This is a genomic window from Vibrio sp. MED222, from assembly GCF_000153005.1.
Classification (GTDB): domain Bacteria; phylum Pseudomonadota; class Gammaproteobacteria; order Enterobacterales; family Vibrionaceae; genus Vibrio; species Vibrio tasmaniensis_A.
Window position 1 is genome coordinate 517115 of record NZ_CH902608.1, and the last position, 18820, is coordinate 535934.

Annotated in this window: 14 protein-coding genes; 7 read left to right on the forward strand and 7 right to left on the reverse strand. The window is 45.1% G+C overall.

Annotation, left to right across the window (positions count from 1 at the left end):
• The 7 genes from MED222_RS08310 to hrpB all read right to left on the reverse strand — a co-directional run.
• Positions 1-1137 (reverse strand): ammonium transporter (locus tag MED222_RS08310; RefSeq protein WP_009847574.1); only part of this gene is annotated, 1137 nt, incomplete at its 3' end.
• 27 nt (positions 1138-1164) lie between these two features.
• Positions 1165-1503 carry a P-II family nitrogen regulator gene (glnK, locus tag MED222_RS08305; RefSeq protein WP_004738200.1) on the reverse strand — a complete coding sequence of 113 codons (339 nt, stop codon included), beginning with the start codon at positions 1501-1503 and terminating at the stop codon, positions 1165-1167.
• Positions 1504-1729: 226 nt separating this feature from the next.
• Entirely contained in the window at positions 1730-2098 is a 369-nt protein-coding gene (locus tag MED222_RS08300) for a YacL family protein (RefSeq protein ID WP_009847575.1), read from the reverse strand.
• A 282-nt stretch (positions 2099-2380) separates the two neighbouring features.
• Positions 2381-4969 carry a bifunctional aconitate hydratase 2/2-methylisocitrate dehydratase gene (gene acnB, locus MED222_RS08295; protein WP_009847576.1) on the reverse strand — a complete coding sequence of 863 codons (2589 nt, stop codon included), beginning with the start codon at positions 4967-4969 and terminating at the stop codon, positions 2381-2383.
• 272 nt (positions 4970-5241) lie between these two features.
• Complete coding sequence (locus tag MED222_RS08290; RefSeq protein WP_009847577.1) at positions 5242-7581, reverse strand: patatin-like phospholipase family protein; 2340 nt, start codon at positions 7579-7581, stop codon at positions 5242-5244.
• A gap of 38 nt (positions 7582-7619) precedes the next feature.
• Positions 7620-10019, reverse strand: coding sequence for a penicillin-binding protein 1B (mrcB, locus tag MED222_RS08285; RefSeq protein WP_032555268.1), 2400 nt, complete (start codon positions 10017-10019; stop codon positions 7620-7622).
• Positions 10016-12454: an ATP-dependent helicase HrpB gene (gene hrpB / locus MED222_RS08280; RefSeq protein ID WP_032555279.1), complete on the reverse strand. Its 2439-nt coding sequence runs from the start codon at positions 12452-12454 to the stop codon at positions 10016-10018. Before hrpB ends, mrcB begins: the two co-directional genes overlap by 4 nt.
• A gap of 94 nt (positions 12455-12548) precedes the next feature.
• Here hrpB and sfsA point away from each other — a divergent pair, with 94 nt between their 5' ends.
• The 7 genes from sfsA (at position 12549) to panC (ending at position 18650) form a co-directional block, all read left to right on the forward strand.
• The gene (sfsA, locus tag MED222_RS08275; RefSeq protein ID WP_009847580.1) at positions 12549-13307 is read left to right on the forward strand and encodes a DNA/RNA nuclease SfsA; all 759 of its coding nucleotides are present in this window, start codon (positions 12549-12551) and stop codon (positions 13305-13307) included.
• Between the two features lie 135 nt (positions 13308-13442).
• Positions 13443-13889 carry an RNA polymerase-binding protein DksA gene (gene dksA, locus MED222_RS08270; protein WP_009847581.1) on the forward strand — a complete coding sequence of 149 codons (447 nt, stop codon included), beginning with the start codon at positions 13443-13445 and terminating at the stop codon, positions 13887-13889.
• Positions 13890-14037: 148 nt separating this feature from the next.
• A complete protein-coding gene (gluQRS, locus tag MED222_RS08265; protein ID WP_009847582.1) occupies positions 14038-14940 on the forward strand; it encodes a tRNA glutamyl-Q(34) synthetase GluQRS in 903 nt (300 codons plus the stop codon).
• Between the two features lie 156 nt (positions 14941-15096).
• Positions 15097-16452: a polynucleotide adenylyltransferase PcnB gene (gene pcnB / locus MED222_RS08260; protein ID WP_009847583.1), complete on the forward strand. Its 1356-nt coding sequence runs from the start codon at positions 15097-15099 to the stop codon at positions 16450-16452.
• The gene (gene folK, locus MED222_RS08255; RefSeq protein WP_009847584.1) at positions 16449-16934 is read left to right on the forward strand and encodes a 2-amino-4-hydroxy-6-hydroxymethyldihydropteridine diphosphokinase; all 486 of its coding nucleotides are present in this window, start codon (positions 16449-16451) and stop codon (positions 16932-16934) included. Before pcnB ends, folK begins: the two co-directional genes overlap by 4 nt.
• Positions 16935-16956: 22 nt before the next feature.
• Complete coding sequence (gene panB / locus MED222_RS08250; RefSeq protein ID WP_009847585.1) at positions 16957-17751, forward strand: 3-methyl-2-oxobutanoate hydroxymethyltransferase; 795 nt, start codon at positions 16957-16959, stop codon at positions 17749-17751.
• 8 nt (positions 17752-17759) lie between these two features.
• Entirely contained in the window at positions 17760-18650 is an 891-nt protein-coding gene (panC, locus tag MED222_RS08245) for a pantoate--beta-alanine ligase (protein WP_009847586.1), read from the forward strand.
• Positions 18651-18820: the final 170 nt, after the last annotated feature.

Sequence of the window (18820 nt, forward strand, 5' to 3'; positions counted from 1 at the left end):
GATTGTTGCTTTAAGCACTGCCCATACCGCTAGGCTAGCACCGAATACCCATGCAAAGATTACTGCTGCACCCAATAGTTGAGCACCAAACGTTGCATCAGCATTGCTTAGTGGCACAGCCATTAGACCGAAGAAACCACACACACCGTGTACCGATATAGCACCTACTGGATCATCAATCTTAGCTTTGTCTAGAGCGATGATGCTGAATACAACCAATGCACCAGATACCGAACCAATCGCTACAGCAAATAAAGGTGATGGTGATAAAGGATCTGCAGTGATTGCTACTAGGCCAGCTAACGCGCCGTTAAGAATCATTGTTAGGTCAGCTTTACCCCAAGTCGTTTTACATACTAGTAGTGCTGCGATAGCACCTGCTGCTGCTGCTGCGTTGGTGTTAAGGAAGATTTGGCCAACCGCTGTCGCGTTCTCAAAGTCAGAAACCATAAGTTGAGAACCACCGTTGAAACCGAACCAACCAAACCAAAGGATAAATGTACCTAGCGTTGCCAGTGGCATGTTTGAACCTGGAATCGGGTAGATCTCACCGTTCTTACCATATTTACCTTTACGAGCACCCAGCAGAAGAACACCCGCTAAGGCTGCTGAAGCACCAGCCATATGTACGATACCTGAACCAGCAAAGTCACTGAAGCCGGCTTCTGATAGGAAACCACCGCCCCAAGTCCAGTAACCTTCCATTGGGTAGATGAATGCTGTTAGCACGACAGAGAAGATAAGGAATGACCAAAGTTTCATTCGCTCAGCAACCGCGCCAGATACCACAGACATTGCTGTTGCAACGAAAACGACTTGGAAGAAGAAGTCTGATTCTAATGAGTGGTCTGCACCTTCACCTTGAGTACCAATCAGAGTACCAAATGACGGTAACCAGCCACCTTCGCCGTTATCGACATACATAATGTTGTAACCAACGACTAAGAAAGTCGTACAAGCAATCGCGTACAAACAAATGTTCTTAGTTAAAATTTCTGTGGTGTTCTTTGAACGAACTAGACCAGCTTCAAGCATTGCGAAGCCTGCAGCCATCCACATGACCAACGCACCTGAGATGAGGAAGAAAAAAGTGTCTAGTGCGTAACGTAGTTCCGTTACTGTTGTTGTAAGTTCCATATTAAAGTCTCCAGTCCTTGTAATTCTTTAAAGTGCTTCAGCATCCATTTCACCAGTACGAATTCGTACGGCTTGGCTTAGGTCATACACAAAAATTTTGCCATCGCCGATTTTTCCGGTGTGCGCCGCTTGGCTAATCGCTTCAACAACTCGGTCAACATTTTCAGCTTGGGTTGCAATCTCTAGCTTTACCTTGGGTAGGAAGTCCACCTGGTACTCTGCACCACGATACAATTCAGTGTGCCCCTTCTGACGACCAAAGCCTTTCACTTCAGAAACCGTCATACCTTCAATACCCACATCAGAGAGCGCTTCGCGTACATCGTCTAATTTGAATGGCTTTACAATGGCATTTATTAATTTCATATTCTTTCCTTAAATTCTTCACTTAATCCGTTAATACTCTTATTACAATCCAAGTAGCGTGCCATAAATTTAAGTTGTTGATTTTAAATAAAATAGAAACAATACCGTTTTAGAAACGAAAAAGGCCGCACCAATGTGGTGCGGCCTTTTCACTATCTTAATGCGTTGCACTGTCGTTGCTCTAGTTTTGGGCAACGAAACTTTCACGATGCAAAATCATTAGCAACTAGTAACCTAAAAAATCAATCCAACGTTCGATGAGCAACTCGAAATCGTCAATTCCGCAGCTTGCTTCGCTTTCACAATTATAGAAATCGAACTCACTACCCTCTTCCATCTCTTGTTCGTGCCCTAGCACATTTTCTTGAATCGTTACGTCGTCTTCATTGATCGCTAGGCTGATCTCTTTGCCTAGTAGCGTCACTTCATTGCTCAGATCTTGTCGAGATTGCTCAATCAACGCCATCACATGATTCAGTTTCTGCTTATCTTTCCCGATCTCTTCTTGAAGCCAGCGGCCAACAATTTCATGACCCATGCTGCACTTTACATAGTACTCGCCCATTAAAGTGTTTCGTGTAAATTCAAATTCCATAAAGGCTCCGTGCACTAATGACAGATAGGGTAAAAAATGAGGCGAGAGTATATAGCGAAGTCATCAAGAGATCGAGTCGCTCGTAAACTAACATTCAGACATAAAAAAACGCCTACCGAAGTAGACGCTCTATCATTTGGGTTCCTCTAAATAGTTGGAGTTGCAGCTAGGCGACAAGTACGTTCATCCCTATGAGCATAGAAGCTCTATGTGACTAGGGCGGCCGGCGCTCCGGTGAACGTACGCAGTCAACAACACTGCAGCTACAAATATAACGAGGAACTAAGCTGGTTCTTGGAAGATAACTGTGTCTGCTTTATCCGTGTACTGACCCATTTTATGGAAGTTCAAGTAACGGTAAGTATCGGCAGCGGTTGCATTGATCTTCTCAGCGTACGCTAAGTACTCTTCTTTAGTTGGGATACGACCAAGAATCGCACCAACAGCAGAAAGTTCAGCAGAAGCTAGATAAACGTTCGCACCATTACCTAAACGGTTCGGGAAGTTACGAGTAGACGTAGACATAACCGTCGAAGCATCAGCAACACGAGCTTGGTTACCCATACATAATGAACAACCCGGAGTTTCAATACGAACCCCAGCACGACCGAAGATGCCGTAGTAGCCTTCTTCTGTCAGTTGGTCTTTATCCATCTTAGTTGGCGGAGCAACCCATAGGCGAGTATTTAAAGAGCCATTAAACTCTTCTAGCATCTTACCTGCAGCACGGAAGTGACCGATGTTGGTCATACAAGAACCGATGAACACTTCTTGAATCTCAGTGCCTTGAACGTCAGAAAGAAGACGAGCATCATCTGGATCGTTTGGCGCACATAGGATTGGTTGATCGATGTCAGCAAGATCAATCTCGATAACGTGCGCGTATTCCGCATCTGAATCAGCAGATAGCAACTCAGGGTTCGCTAACCACTCTTCCATTGCCGTGATACGACGCTCAATCGTACGAACATCACCGTAACCTTCAGCGATCATCCACTTAAGCATAACGATATTCGAGTTCAGGTACTCATCGATAGACTCTTGAGATAGCTTAACCGTACAACCAGCCGCAGAACGCTCAGCTGATGCATCTGAAAGTTCAAATGCTTGCTCAACAGATAGGTGCTCAACACCTTCAATTTCTAGTACACGACCAGAGAACTCATTGATCTTTCCTGCTTTCTCTACCGTTAGTAGACCTTGCTTGATGCCGTAAAGCGGAATTGCATGTACTAGGTCACGTAGTGTGATACCCGGTTGCATTTCGCCTTTAAAGCGAACCAAGATAGATTCAGGCATATCAAGAGGCATAACGCCTGTTGCCGCAGCAAATGCTACCAAACCAGAACCAGCAGGGAATGAAATACCTAGAGGGAAACGAGTATGCGAGTCACCACCTGTACCTACAGTATCAGGAAGAAGCATACGGTTTAACCATGAGTGGATAACACCATCACCCGGACGAAGTGAAACACCCGCGCGGTTCATGATGAAATCAGGCAGTGTATGGTGAGTGTTTACATCAACTGGTTTCGGGTATGCAGATGTGTGACAGAAAGACTGCATCACAAGATCCGCAGAGAAGCCAAGACAAGCCAGATCTTTCAGCTCATCACGCGTCATAGGACCCGTAGTATCTTGAGAGCCCACTGTCGTCATTTTAGGTTCGCAGTACTGACCCGCACGCACACCTTCAACGCCACACGCTTTACCTACCATCTTCTGAGCTAATGTGTAGCCTTTATCAGAAGCAGAAGGATCGATTGGTTTAGCAAACAGATCGGTTTCAGCTAGGCCTAGAGCATCACGAGCACGACCCGTTAGGCCACGACCAATGATCAGTGGAATACGGCCACCAGCACGCACTTCATCAAGAAGTACTTTGCTTAGCTCAAAGTTTGAAATCACAGAACCGTTCTTGTGAACAACACCTTCGTACGGGTAGATATCAATGACATCGCCCATGTTCATGTCTTGTACGTTCAGTTCAATGGGTAGTGCGCCTGAATCTTCCATTGTGTTGTAGAAGATTGGTGCAATTTTACCACCCAGACAAACACCGCCAGTACGCTTGTTTGGTACGAATGGGATATCTTCACCCATGAACCAAAGTACTGAGTTTGTTGCCGATTTACGTGAAGAACCTGTACCAACAACATCACCAACGTAAGCCAGTGGAATGCCGTCTTTTTGCATTTCTTCAATTTGATTGATTGGACCAACGCTACCCTGTTCATCAGGAGTAATGCCATCACGTTCCATCTTCAGCATCGCTTTCGCGTGCACTGGGATATCAGGACGTGACCATGCATCAGGCGCTGGTGATAAGTCATCAGTGTTAGTTTCACCGGTAACTTTAAATACTTTAACGGTGATCTTTTCCGCTACTTTGTTTTTCGCTGTAAACCATTCAGCATCAGCCCAAGATTGAAGTACTTGTTGTGCTGAAGCATTACCTGCTTTCGCTTTATCTTCTACATCGTAAAACGCATCGAACATCAGTAGAGTATGAGACAGGGCTGTAACTGCGATTGGAGCAAGCTCAGCATCGTCTAACAGAGACACTAGAGACTCGATGTTGTAACCACCTTGCATAGTACCAAGCAGTTGTGCAGCTTTTGCTTTGCTTACTAGTGGAGAAGCTACTTCACCTTTAGTGATAGCCGTAAGGAAGCCAGCTTTTACGTAAGCAGCTTCATCTACACCCGGTGGAATGCGATTTTCTAGTAGGTCAAGAATGATTTCTTCTTCACCTTGAGGTGGATTCTTTAGAAGTTCAACTAGGCCAGCGACTTGCTCAGCATCTAGTGGTCTTGGGACAACTCCCTCGGCAGCACGTTCTTCGACGTGTTTACGGTAGGCTTCAAGCACGACTTTTTTCCTCTCATTGCGGTTCACTTCTTACCTTCATAATTATTAGTAAAATTAAGAAGCGAACATCCTTGGAAACTTGGCTCTCCATTGCCATTTTTGTCATTCAATTTGTATTGATGAGCGGCATCATAGAGGCCAAACTGTGGGCGGTAGAATAGCAAATTTAACGTTAAATTAAAATCTTATCATTTTGACCAACATAGCAAGTTAAGACGAAAGTCCCACTATTTTTGCCTATTTACGCAGTTAAACGGTGACTCTACGCATGATTATTTGTAGGAAGTACCGACAATCAGATACACCGAATCAAAGTTATCTTCGGTTCGACCATAAGCTAATATGATCGGCCCGATGGGTGAGTCGACACCCGCAAAAACAGAGCCTGCAGTATACATTGGAGCTTCATCCAGTTTTAAGTCATTGTTCGACCAAACACCACCATGTTCAATAGAGGCGCCCACGTAGAACGGTGATTCAAAGAGGCCGAAGTCATTTTCAAACCACTTATAACGGTAGATCAAACTGGTGTAAGCTAAGTTCTGACCGATCAAACTATTTCTTGGAATACCGGATAGATTGAGGAACCCTCCTAGCTCTTTCGGATCAATCGGAAAGACTGAGTTTTTACTTTCTACGATGCCGTAATCAACCTTTGCGACTAAAGTATGCTTTTCAATGCTTTGTGCTGCCATAAAATTGGCCGAAAGTTCAAAGACTGTATCACTCTCAGAAGAGAAATCTGAACCACCATTAGAGCTTTCATTCTCAAAATCGTCATGAGAGATAAGGTACTCTAAATCGACAAAATAACCTTCGGTAGGAAGACTGAAGTTATCTAGTGTATCCAATCTATAACTGGCAAAGGCACCAATACGTTTATAGCCACCACTTCCTAGTGAAGGTAATGATGCCACCTCAATACTGCCATCTGTATAACGTGCACCAAATTTCAGTTCTTGCCACAATGTCGGTTGATAGCCCAATGCAAATTCACTCAGATACTCTTGATAAGACATTGGTAAGTAGTCTTTGGTTGCATCCAGTGTAGGTTCTCCAATCTCGCCGATTCCTGCTGGCAGGTTTCGATTCTGGTTGCTGTAAGCAATAGACACAGATGTGAACAACTTTTGACTCGAAAAGAATGGTGAGAAGAGTTCCGCCTCAATGCGTTTGTCAGTACCCATCTCGATATTAGTTCTTAGCTCTGCACCATGCTTATTAATATCGGTAAAGTTGGCAGAGACACCGAGCGAATACTGGCTGGTAGTCGAGAAATCATCTTCAAGAAAAAATCGAAAATTGAGATAGTTGGGACCCCAAGATTTTTCGTTCACATCGACCAGCAGTTGATCCTCGCCATCAACATTTTCAAATTCATAAGTAACCAACTCGAACCGATCTAAAGCATAAAGATCTTTCACTTTAGATTCGATTTCACTGGTTTTAACAACCTGACCAGAATCGAGGTTTAAACGATTTTCGATCAACTTATCTGAATAGTGGGTGTTGTTGTTAATAATAACTCTATCAACGACAGTCTGGTCGCCATGTTTTAGCTGCTTTCGAGCTTGCTGTTTATGATCGATATACTTTTGATAGTCTGCGTTAGAGAGAGCCAACTTAGAAAGCTGATCCGTATACTGCCTTGTTGCTTCGTATCCAGCATGATAAGCCGTCGGCATTTTATCGAACTCGGTGGTCTCCATTTGCCCAACATCAGGACGTAGGAAAAAATCATCGTCTGTTAACGTCGCGGCTTGCTCTTGAGTGCTGCGTTGAACAAGGTAATTAGAGAGTTGGTCTGCTGCGGCTAAAAAGTTAGTGAAGTCTTCTTTGCTTTTGTAGTTAGTACTGATATCAATCGCAATAACTATGTCAGCACCCATCGCTCTAGCAACATCAACAGGCATGTTATTAGTGACACCACCATCGACCAACATTCGCCCATCAACTTCATAAGGAGGAAGTGCTCCAGGTACTGACATACTCGCCATCATCGCATCAACAAGGTGACCATGATCGATCACGACTTCTTCAAGGTCGATAATATCGGTTGCGACAGAGCGATATGGAATAGCGAGGCTGTCGAAAGAATCGAGGGGAGATAAATTACCAGTGGTCTCGCGCAGAATACGCAACATATTCTGACCTTGAACCACACCTTTTCTGGCTTTGATTTCGCCCCAACCTAAACCGAGATCGGTATTCAGTTGATAACGGTCTTCATATTCTTTGTCTCGCACACGGCGATCACTACGGTCAACGCGATCGCGATAACCACGATTCCAATCAACCGTATAAATAAAGCTCTCGATCTCATCTGCGCTCATCCCTGTCGCATAAAGACCACCAACGTATGCGCCCATGCTGGTACCGGTAATGTAATCAACCGGAATTTGCATCTCTTCTAGGGCTTTAAGCACACCGATGTGAGCTGCACCTTTTGCCCCACCACCAGCAAGAACGACAGCAACGGTTGGCCTTTTATGAGCTTCTTTAAGTTCAACATGTTCTGATGAATCAACCTGTGCTGCAGTAGCGGCAAACAGTTGAAAACTGATCACAGTACCGACAATACCCAAGCTACTCACTAACCAACGAGAAATCATTATCTAAACTATCCTTGTCATTCTTTTCTGTTATGACTTTACCACTGAAAAAGCTTCTTTAGCCACTGTTTTGGTTGACTTTCACAGCCCTTTTTAATGCTGCCACTTTTATCCCAGACCGGCAATTTGACTGTACCACCACAATCAAACTCTAACGCCCCTTCAGAAGTTCGAGTAAAGCTAGCGGTCGCAATTCCTGTTGGCCAAGGCAGTAATAGTTGTTCAGGCGTTCTTTGCTTCAGATAATCGGCATAGACACGCAACGCACCGCTAGAACCGGTTAGTTTAGTCGGTTTATTATCATCTCGGCCTAACCAAATCGTCGTGACTTCACGACCATCAACACCAACAAACCAACTATCTCGACTGTCATTACTTGTGCCCGTTTTACCAGCTAACCCAGCCCATGCAAATTGACCTTGTAAGAAACGACCTGTACCTTCCGATACACCCCGCTTCATCGCATAGGTTGTTAACCAAGCTGCTTGCTGGTCAACGCTTTGCGATACACGAGGAATCGATTGATACAGAACCTCACCATCATTATCAATAACCGAACGAAGCGCAGACAAAGGCGCAATGCGACCAGAGTTGGTAATGGTTTGGTACATCTGAGCAACTTGGAACGGAGTCAGTGAGAACGAACCCAAAAACATCGACGGTACTGGGCGAATTTCGTTTTTATCGACACCCAGTTTTCCAATGGTATCTGAGACGCTATCAATGCCTAACTGCATCCCCAAGCGAACCGTTGGTACGTTGTAAGACTTAGAAAGCGCCACATACAAGGGTACATCGCCACGGAACTTACGATCGAAGTTTCTTGGGCTCCATACGCTACCCTTACTGCCTTTCAAGCTCAGTGGCGTGTCCTTCAATGTTGTCGCCAACGTATACTTCTGAGGTTGCTCTAATGCGGTTAAGTAGATGGCAGGCTTAACCAAAGAACCAATAGGGCGACTCGCGTTCAAAGCACGGTTAAAACCATCGTAACCGGTACGTTTACCGCCGACCATCGCTCGAATTTCACCAGTATTGCGATCCACGGCAATAGCTGCGGCTTCCAGTTTGTTACCTGCCGTTTTCGATAAATCAGGCACTTTACGAGCAATCGACTTTTCTAACTTGTCTTGGGAAACGGGATCCAGAGAGGTAAAGACTCGAATCCCTTTTTTCGCTTCAAATCGATCGCCTACATACTTCTTAAGCTCAATGTTTACTTGCTGGAAGTAAGCTGGCTGACGACTAGCAATACGTGGGTTGTCTTGAATATCCAAATCACGACTCGCCGCTTCTTCGTATTGTCGCGGAGTTAATATGTCTTGCTGCATCAATAAGCGAAGAACCAGATCGCGTCGAGTCTTAGCACGCTCAGGGTAACGAACCGGATTGTAATACGACGGTCCTTTCACCATACCCACCAGCAATGCTAGTTGATCGATGCGGAGCTCTTGAATAGGTTGACCGAAATACAAACGAGACGCTAAACCGAAGCCATGAATCGCTTGCCCACCATTTTGACCAAGGTAAACCTCGTTTAAGTAAGCCTCTAGAATACGGTCTTTGCTGTAACGATGGTCCAAGATAAGCGCAATGTAGGCTTCACGAACCTTACGCCACAATGTACGCTCACTGGACAGGAATAGGTTTTTTGCCAACTGTTGTGTCAGCGTGCTACCGCCCTGTACCGTTCGCCCAGCTTTGACGTTAACGACCATTGCACGAGCGATTGCTAATGGCGATACCCCATCGTGTTGATAGAAGCTTCGGTCTTCAGTTGCTAATAAGGCATCAACCATCACTTCTGGGAACTGATTACGTTTTAAGAACAGGCGTTGCTCATCGTTACTTTTTTCAAGCATACCCAACATTTTCGGCTCAACACGTAGATAGCCCATGTCGCCTTTCTTCTCTAGCGACTGTATACGAGTTAACTCGTTACCGTTGAAATGCAGCATTACATGACGATCCGCTTCCGGTCCATCGACAAACTCGAACGGACGACGAATCATTTCAATCTTGGTTGAAGAAGAAGAGTACTCACCTGGGTGACGAGGAGAATTCACTTTACGGTAATTCAGCACATCCAATTCATTTTTGACTTGTACCAAACTAACGGCAGTACCAGGAGACAGATCCAACACACGAGCATAAACAACGGTTGGCAGATCAAAAAGCTGACCTTCAAAACGCTGCTTAACCACTGAATCCAGATAAATACCGACGAACAACAGCAATGCGGCAAGTGCTAAGCCAGCTTTCCAAGAAATGCCCCACAGAATCTTCAACCAACCTCTCTTGCCAGACGGCTTAGCCTTAGGTTTAGTCTTTTTCGCTGACGCTCTTGGCTTTCTAGGCTTGGCTTTGGTCGTTGGTGACTTCTTTGCTGGCGCTTTTTTAGGTGGTGCCTTTTTTGGCGTTAACATTTTGGTCATCATCGGTTCAACTGTCGTTTAGTTTTAGTGGTTGCTACATGGTTAGCAGGGTCATCCGGCCAAGGATGTTTGGGGTAACGGCCTTTCATTTCTTTTTGTACTTCTTTGTACGCGCCAGCCCAAAAGCCGGCTAAATCCTGAGTAATTTGCAGTGGTCGTTGCGCAGGAGAGAGCAACTCAAGCACGACCTTTTTACGCCCTTGGGCAATCAAGGGTGAATCTTGCTCACCAAAGACTTCCTGCATTCGAACAGAGATCATTGGCTCAGATTGATATTGATATCGAATCGACTTCTTACTGCCCGTAGGCATCAGGTAATTAGTCGGTAGCCATTGATCTATTTCTTGATTCAGAGGCCAGCCAAGATAAGCCGACAATGCTTGTTCAATCGATACATTCGACAGCCCTTTGGCTGACTTAATGCCATTCAGATAGGGTGATAGCCACTCATCAAGATTTTCAACCAAACTCGCATCATCCATCGCTGGCCAATCATGCTCTGGCATCCAAAGCTGTGCGCAGCGTACACGCTCAACGAGCTGTTTAGCTGAAGACGTCCAATGTAAACGCTCCAGTCCGCAGCGAGCGATATAATTGAGTAGCGCTTGGCTCGCCTGATTCGCATCGGGTTCTGGTAAAGCTTTGGTGCTGATAATCAGCTTGCCCAAAGACACTCGCTGCTCGGCAACTAAGCGACCACGTTTCTCATCCCAATCGGCGTAATCGGAACACACAAACAGTTTTGGAAATTCAACTTCTAGCTGCGCAATATCAACCGCGGTAGCTAAGAAAACTTGACTGGCTCGCCCTGTGCTGCGCATCAAATCAATCACAACGATATAGTCATTATTCGCCAATGGATCATCATCACGAACTTCAGCACCGTGACCATTCGCCAGAAGAAAAGCACTGCTGCTCGCACTTCTCGCTTGTGCAATTCGGTCTGGGAATGCAAAACAAAGCACTAATGGTAGCAATGATTCGTCAACTTGTGACAAATCTAAGTGATGATTGAGTTTGCTGGCGAGACTTTTCGCTCGCTGCATCACAACACTGTTTTTCGAGTGCTTTCTTTGCTTAAGTCGATGTAGCGAGTGTTGAATATCCGTCACATTGCGTTCCGGATCTTCGAGTAAAGCGGCAGCGACAATCGCGACATTCAACAAGGCTGGACTGTTTTGCTGAGCTTTGATCAGCATACTAGCGATACGCGGCTCAATGCCTAGGCGCTGAGCTTGCTTACCGATCGAAGTGAACTGCCCATTAGCGTCTAACAGTTCCAGATTTTGTAAGAGTTGCTTACCTTGTTCTGTTGAAGCTTTTGGTGGAACGTCTAACCATTGCAGTTCATCAGCACTCGCAGCGCCCCATTGCGTCAATTCAGACACCAACGAAGACAAATCAGAATGAAGAATTTCAGGTTCTGGTACAGCAGGTTGCTGCATAAGCTGTGTTTCGCTGTACAAGCGAACACATAAGCCTTCTTCGATTCGCCCAGCACGACCCGCTCTTTGCTCAGCAGAAGACTGCGAAATTTTCACTTGTTCAAGCTTGGTAATACCGGTTTTCAAATCAAACTTTGCAACTCGTTCTAACCCCGAATCAACCACTAAACGAATCCCCTCAATCGTCAAAGAAGTTTCCGCAATGTTAGTGGCTAATACCACTTTTCGACGCCCTTTCACCGATGGCGCGATCGCTCTCTGCTGCTGTTCAAAACTCAATTGGCCATACAACGGACACACGTCAATATCACTGACAAGTTGCCCAAGTTGTGATTCCACTTGTTTTATCGCCGAGACACCCGGTAAGAAAGCCAAAAGTGAACCCGATTCTTTCTCCATCAGAGAACGAATCACGTTGGCCATCTTAGGTGCTAAATATTCATTCGAGCCTAATGGCTGATAGCGGAAGTCGACAGGGAAAGTTCGGCCTTGCGATTCAACATACTTGGCATCAGGTAACAAAGATTGCAGAGCGTGTTGATCTAAGGTTGCCGACATCACCACCACTTTTAGATCGTCACGCAGCGCATCTTGGATCTCCAAGCTAAACGCCAATGCAGTATCTGCGTGAATGCTGCGTTCATGAAATTCATCAAAGATCACCATATCAACCCCTGTCAATTCAGGGTCGGTTTGGATCATTCTCGTCATGATCCCTTCAGTCACGATTTCCAAGCGAGTCGCACTACTGGTTTTAGATTCACCACGAACCCTATAACCTATGCTCTCTCCCACTTTCTCTCCTAGTTGGCTCGCTAAGTAAGTAGCAATATTCCTTGCAGCCAAACGCCTTGGTTCAAGCATAATGATTTTGCCTTGAACAGCATTAGTTTTAACCAACTGTAAAGGGAAGAATGTTGACTTACCGGCACCGGGAGCGGCCTTTAGAATAAGTTGAGTGTGTGTTTGTACGCCAGCGAGCAGATCTGGCATCACAGCTTCTATGGGCAGTTGTGGCAATGGGTGAACCTTGTGGTGTAATGTTGGCAACATTGTACATAAAAACCTACCTCTCTAAATAAGTAATATGCACTTCAATCCTCCATTAGAGCCAGCGACTCTTATTAAACGCTATAAACGCTTTCTCACTGACATCCAACTTCCAGACGGCAGCGAGCGTACTATCCACTGCGCTAACACCGGAGCGATGACAGGATGTGCGACTCCTGGCAATACGGTGTGGTACTCAACGTCAGACAATGCAAAAAGAAAGTACCCAAACAGCTGGGAGATCTCAGAAACAGACAAAGGTCACCGTATTTGTGTAAATACTGCGCGGGCAAACCAGCTAGCGGTGGAAGCAATTGAAAATGGGACTATAGTTGAACTCTTAGGTTATAACGCGTTACGAACCGAAGTGAAATATGGCAGTGAGAATAGTCGCATTGATATTCTGCTTGAAGATAACGAAAAGCCGCCTTGCTATATCGAAGTAAAAAGCGTCACTTTGCTCGACGAAGAAGTGTCAACTAAGCAACAAATATCAACTAAACAACAAGCGTCGACCGAAGGGCAAGGTTTTTTCCCTGATGCAGTGACAACTAGAGGCCAAAAACATCTGCGAGAACTCACAGAAATGGTCGAATCTGGAAGTAGAGCCGTACTTTTATTCACTGTTTTACATTCAGGCATTGAAAAAGTGTCTGCGGCACACCATATAGACGCCAAATATTCGTTATTACTAAAACAAGCACAAGACGCTGGAGTTGAAGTGCTTTGCTATAAAGCAGAGCTCAGCAGTACTCAAATACAACTAAAACAAGCCGTTGAATTTATCAATAGCTAAGCAAAAATGCTGAACTATTCACATTGATTGCAAGTTTTAACAAGAGTATTTGCCACCATTCGTTCTTTCTGCTATAGATACCCGCCTTAAAATTAGCTGCTTTGCAGTTGACTAGGTGTAAATAGGAGATGCTGTATGCCAGAATCTAAGAAAAAAGCGCTAGGCATCCTAGCCATCGCAGGTGTTGAACCGTACCAAGCAAAGACAGGTGAAGAGTACATGTCACCTGAGCAAACGGAACATTTTACAAAAATTTTATCAGCTTGGCGCAACCAGCTCAGGGAAGAAGTTGATCGTACTGTGCACCACATGCAGGACGAAGCAGCGAATTTTCCAGATCCTGTTGACCGAGCTTCTCAAGAAGAAGAATTCAGCCTAGAGTTACGTAACCGTGACCGTGAGCGCCGTCTTATCAAGAAAATTGAGAAGACACTAGATAAGATCGAAGAAGACGATTTCGGCTTCTGCGACTCTTGCGGTGTCGAGATTGGTATTCGTCGTCTTGAAGCTCGTCCAACTGCTGACCTTTGTATTGACTGTAAAACACTTGCAGAGATCAAAGAGAAACAGATGCAAGGTTAATTCTTGCGGATGTAAAGAAAGGGAGCTTTGGCTCCCTTTTTTGTTTGTTTTAAAAAGTGGTTTATATCGTTGTTGATAGCGATAAACTAATCACCAAACGTCTTAAGAATCGGCTACTGCGGTACCATCAAGATTAGGTTTCTCACTCATGAATTATATCGGACGCTTTGCACCATCACCGTCAGGTCCTCTTCATTTTGGCTCACTGGTTGCTGCTCTTGGTAGCTACTTTCAAGCGAAATCTAACCAAGGACAATGGTTAGTTCGTATGGAAGACCTCGATCCGCCAAGAGAAATGGCTGGCGCTGCAGACCTCATTCTTAAGACGCTTGAGGCTTACCACCTGTATTGGGACGGTGAAGTCGTTTATCAAAGCCAGCGTCATGACCTATATCAAGCTCAAATTGATCAATGGGTCACTGACAATCAGGCCTACTACTGTCAATGTACCCGTAAGCAAATAAAGTCCTTGGGTGGGTTTTATAGTGGCCACTGCCGAGACAAAGGTTTGGTTGATTCAGGCGAACAGGCGGTGCGCTTGTGTATGGACTTTCCCATCGAGTCCTTTGACGATGTTCGTCACGGCACGATTCAAATTCCCAAAGCATTGGCTGAAGAAGATTTTATTATCAAGCGCAGAGATGGGTTGTTTGCCTATAACTTGGCAGTTGTCCTTGATGACATCGAACAAGGGGTAACAGAAGTCGTTAGAGGTGCAGATCTGATAGAACCAACAGGTCGACAAATCAGTTTGTATAAGACGCTCAAGCAAAAAAACGTGAGCTACTTGCACTTACCATTGGCAACCGATGGCTTGGGGAATAAACTGTCAAAACAAAATCATGCCACCGCGATAGATCTCGACAACCCAAAACCGACGTTAATCAATGCGATGCGATTCTTAGGTTTTAATATCCCGAATGCTCTTTTCGAGGCGTCAATAGATGAAATTTTATTGTGGGGCTGCCAGCAATGGAACGTCTATCAGTTACCTGATAGTTTACAAAAAGAGCACAGCAATGAGTTCGAAACTAACGGCAAATCGCAATAACGATACATAAAAATACCGTAACAAATACCTGTGACTAAGCAGACGATGTTCTCAAATGGCTCGCGCTAAGCTATTATTAGCCGCAATTAAACTCTGCACTACCACTTTGGACTAAGAGAAAAACAAAGCTGGCGATACCTACTTTGTTATAAACTAATGAATACAAACGACAATACCCCAAGCGAACAACGCGGATTCCACGAATTAGCTCTGAATATTTATACTCGTCAAGAGCACAATATTTCACGCAAGCAGATCAGCGACAATGCACTTAAAGTGTTATATCGCCTGAATGGTGCGGGTTTTGACGCATTTCTAGTCGGTGGTGGTGTACGCGACATCTTATTGGGCTCTCAGCCAAAAGATTTTGATATCGCGACCAACGCAACGCCAGAGCAAATCAAGCACCTATTCAGAAACTGTCGCCTTATCGGTCGACGTTTTCGCTTGGCACATATCATGTTTGGTCGTGACATCATTGAAGTAGCAACTTTCCGTGGCCACCACCAAGAGCCATCGAAAAACGTTTCTGCGCAATCTGAAGAAGGTATGTTGCTACGCGATAACGTGTACGGCAATGTTGATGAAGATGCAGAACGTCGTGACTTCACAATCAATGCGATGTACTACAACATTGCAGACTATAGCATCCACGATTACGCGGGTGGTGTAGAAGATTTAGAAGATAAGCTGATCCGCCTGATTGGCGATCCAGAAACGCGTTACCGCGAAGACCCAGTACGCATGCTACGTGCAATGCGCTTCGCCGCTAAACTGGATTTTGATATTGAGGAAGATACAGCCGACCCAATTGAAGAGTTAGCACACCTTCTAAAAGATATCCCAGCAGCGCGCCTTTACGAAGAGTCTCTAAAATTACTGCAATCAGGTCACGGTTTAGAAACCTACCACTTGATGCGTGAGTACAACCTGTTCCAGCAGATGTTCCCTTCAGTAGCGGAACACTTCACAGAAGGCTACGACTCACATACCGAGCAGATGCTTGATTTGGTACTCGACTCGACTGACCTTCGCATCGAAGATGGCAAGCGAGTAAACCCCGCGTTTATGTTTGCTGCAATGCTTTGGTACCCAATGAACAAGTTGGCAGACAAGCTTGTCGCTGAACAGGGTATGGCGCACTACGATGCGATCATGGAAGCAAGTAACATCATTCTTGATCGACAAGTAAAATCAATTGCGATTCCTCGTCGCCATACCGCAACCATTCGCGAAGTTTGGCAACTGCAACTACGACTGCCTCGCCGCAACGGTAAACGTGCCGTTCGCCTGATGGAACTCAATAAGTTCCGTGCTGGCTACGATTTCCTAGAAATGCGTGGCGAAATTGAAGGTGGCGAAACCAAAGAACTAGCAAAATGGTGGGAGCGTTATCAGACAGCAGGACGCAATATGCGTCAAGCGATGGCTAATGACGTAGCAGCACCATCAAAGTCGGGTCATCGCCGCCGTAAGACTTACAGGAACAAAAAGAGTAAGCAATCAGAATGATAACGGCTTACATTGCGGTCGGCAGTAATCTTGCCGACCCTGTTAGCCAAGCAAACTTGGCTATCGAAACGCTAAAGAATCTTCCGCGAACAACGTTTGTTGCGACCTCACAGCTATATAGTAGCACTCCAATGGGGCCGCAAAACCAACCCGACTACATCAACGCGGTAGTAGCAATTAAAACAGAATTAACGCCAATTGAACTGCTTGATTGCACTCAAAAGATCGAGCAAGAGCAAGGGCGCGTCCGTAAAGACGAGCGTTGGGGTCCAAGAACCTTGGATCTCGATATCGTGTTATACGGCAATGAGGTGATCGATTCAGAGCGCTTAACCGTTCCTCATTACGGAATGAAAGAAAGAGAGTTTGTGCTCTACCCGCTTGCTGAAATCGCACCAAGTTTACAACTCCCTGATGGGACTGAGCTGACAGAACTACTAAAAATAGTAGATAAGAACGGGCTCAATGTTTGGCAGCAATAGCCAAGCGCATTAAGGAAAATCAATGAAAAAAGTAACCATTAACGACCTAATCAAGTGCAAACAAGAAGGCCGTAAATTCGCGACGTCGACAGCTTATGATGCGAGTTTTGCTCAATTATTCGAAAGCCAAGATATGCCAGTTCTACTTGTCGGTGACTCACTTGGCATGGTTCTACAAGGTCGTAACGATACATTACCAGTAACCGTTGAAGATATTGCTTACCATACTCGCTCAGTGCGTGCCGGTAGCCCAAACTGTCTTCTTATGGCTGACATGCCATTCATGAGTTACGCCACACCAGAGCAAGCCTGTGAGAACGCAGCAACCTTAATGCGCGCTGGTGCGAATATGGTGAAAATCGAAGGCGGAAGCTGGTTGATTGAAACTGTGAAGATGCTAACAGAACGTGCTGTACCAGTATGTGCACACTTAGGCTTAACGCCTCAATCGGTAAACATTTTTGGTGGTTACAAAGTTCAAGGTCGTGACAACGAGCAAGCCGATAAAATGGTTGCTGATGCGCTAGCACTACAAAATGCAGGTGCTCAAATCGTTCTTCTTGAATGTGTACCAGCTTCATTAGCAAAAAGAATTACAGAAGCTTGTGACGTACCGGTTATCGGCATCGGCGCAGGTAATGTTACCGATGGTCAGATCTTGGTTATGCATGACATGTTCGGTATTTCTGCGAACTACATGCCGAAATTCTCTAAGAATTTCCTAGCTGAAACAGGTGATATGCGTAAAGCCGTCGCTCTATACAAAGAAGAAGTAGAGAGCGCACGTTTCCCTGATGATGCTCATACAATCGCTTAGGAGTAACTATGCAAACTTTTGCTGAAATAGCGGCTCTTCGTGAGCAGATTAAACAGTTTAAGCGTGATGGACGTACGGTTGCTTTTGTCCCAACAATGGGAAACCTACATGAAGGTCACCTAACTCTGGTCAAGAAAGCTCGTGAACTGGCTGACATTGTTGTTGTAAGCATTTTTGTTAACCCAATGCAGTTTGATCGCGCCGACGACCTAAATAACTACCCTCGTACGTTAGAAGCCGATTTAAACAAACTAACAGGCGAAGGTGTTGAGTTAGTCTTTACGCCAACACCAGAGGTTATGTACCCAGATGGATTGGACAAACAGACGTTTGTTGAAGTCCCTGGTATATCTCATATGCTTGAAGGTGCCTCTCGCCCAGGTCATTTCCGCGGTGTATCAACAATTGTCACGAAACTGTTTAATATCGTTCAGCCAGACTTTGCATGCTTCGGTGAGAAAGATTTCCAACAACTTGCTGTGATTCGCCAGATGACAACTGACTTAGCGCTAGACATTGAAGTTGTGGGCGTAGCGACTGTTCGTGAAATGGATGGTTTAGCCATGAGCTCTCGCAATAGCAACCTAACGATTGATGAACGTCAGCGAGCTCCAGTTCTAGCGCGCACTATGCGTTGGATCAGCAGTGCTATTCGTGGTGGTCGTGATGATTACGCGTCTGTCATTGAAGATGCAACAGACCAACTGCGCGCAGCAGACCTACAACCGGATGAAATATTCATTTGTGATGTAAAAACGTTACAAGCGATCACTTCAGAATCGACTCAAGCAGTGATTCTAATGTCGGCTTTCCTAGGTAAGACTCGTCTTATCGACAACCAAGTTTTAGATTTGGTCACGGAAACGAAAGAAGAAGTGAAAGAAGAAACTGCTGAGTAATCGCTTTCTTCTCTTTACGTAAACCAGGTTATACCGCAAAGCACAAATGAAAAACATAAAAAAGGTCGATGTAATATCGACCTTTTTCTTTGCCTGCGATTCAGGATAATTAATAGCTCCTAGATAACTAATAGATCCTGGATAACTAATAGCTCTTGGATAACTAATAG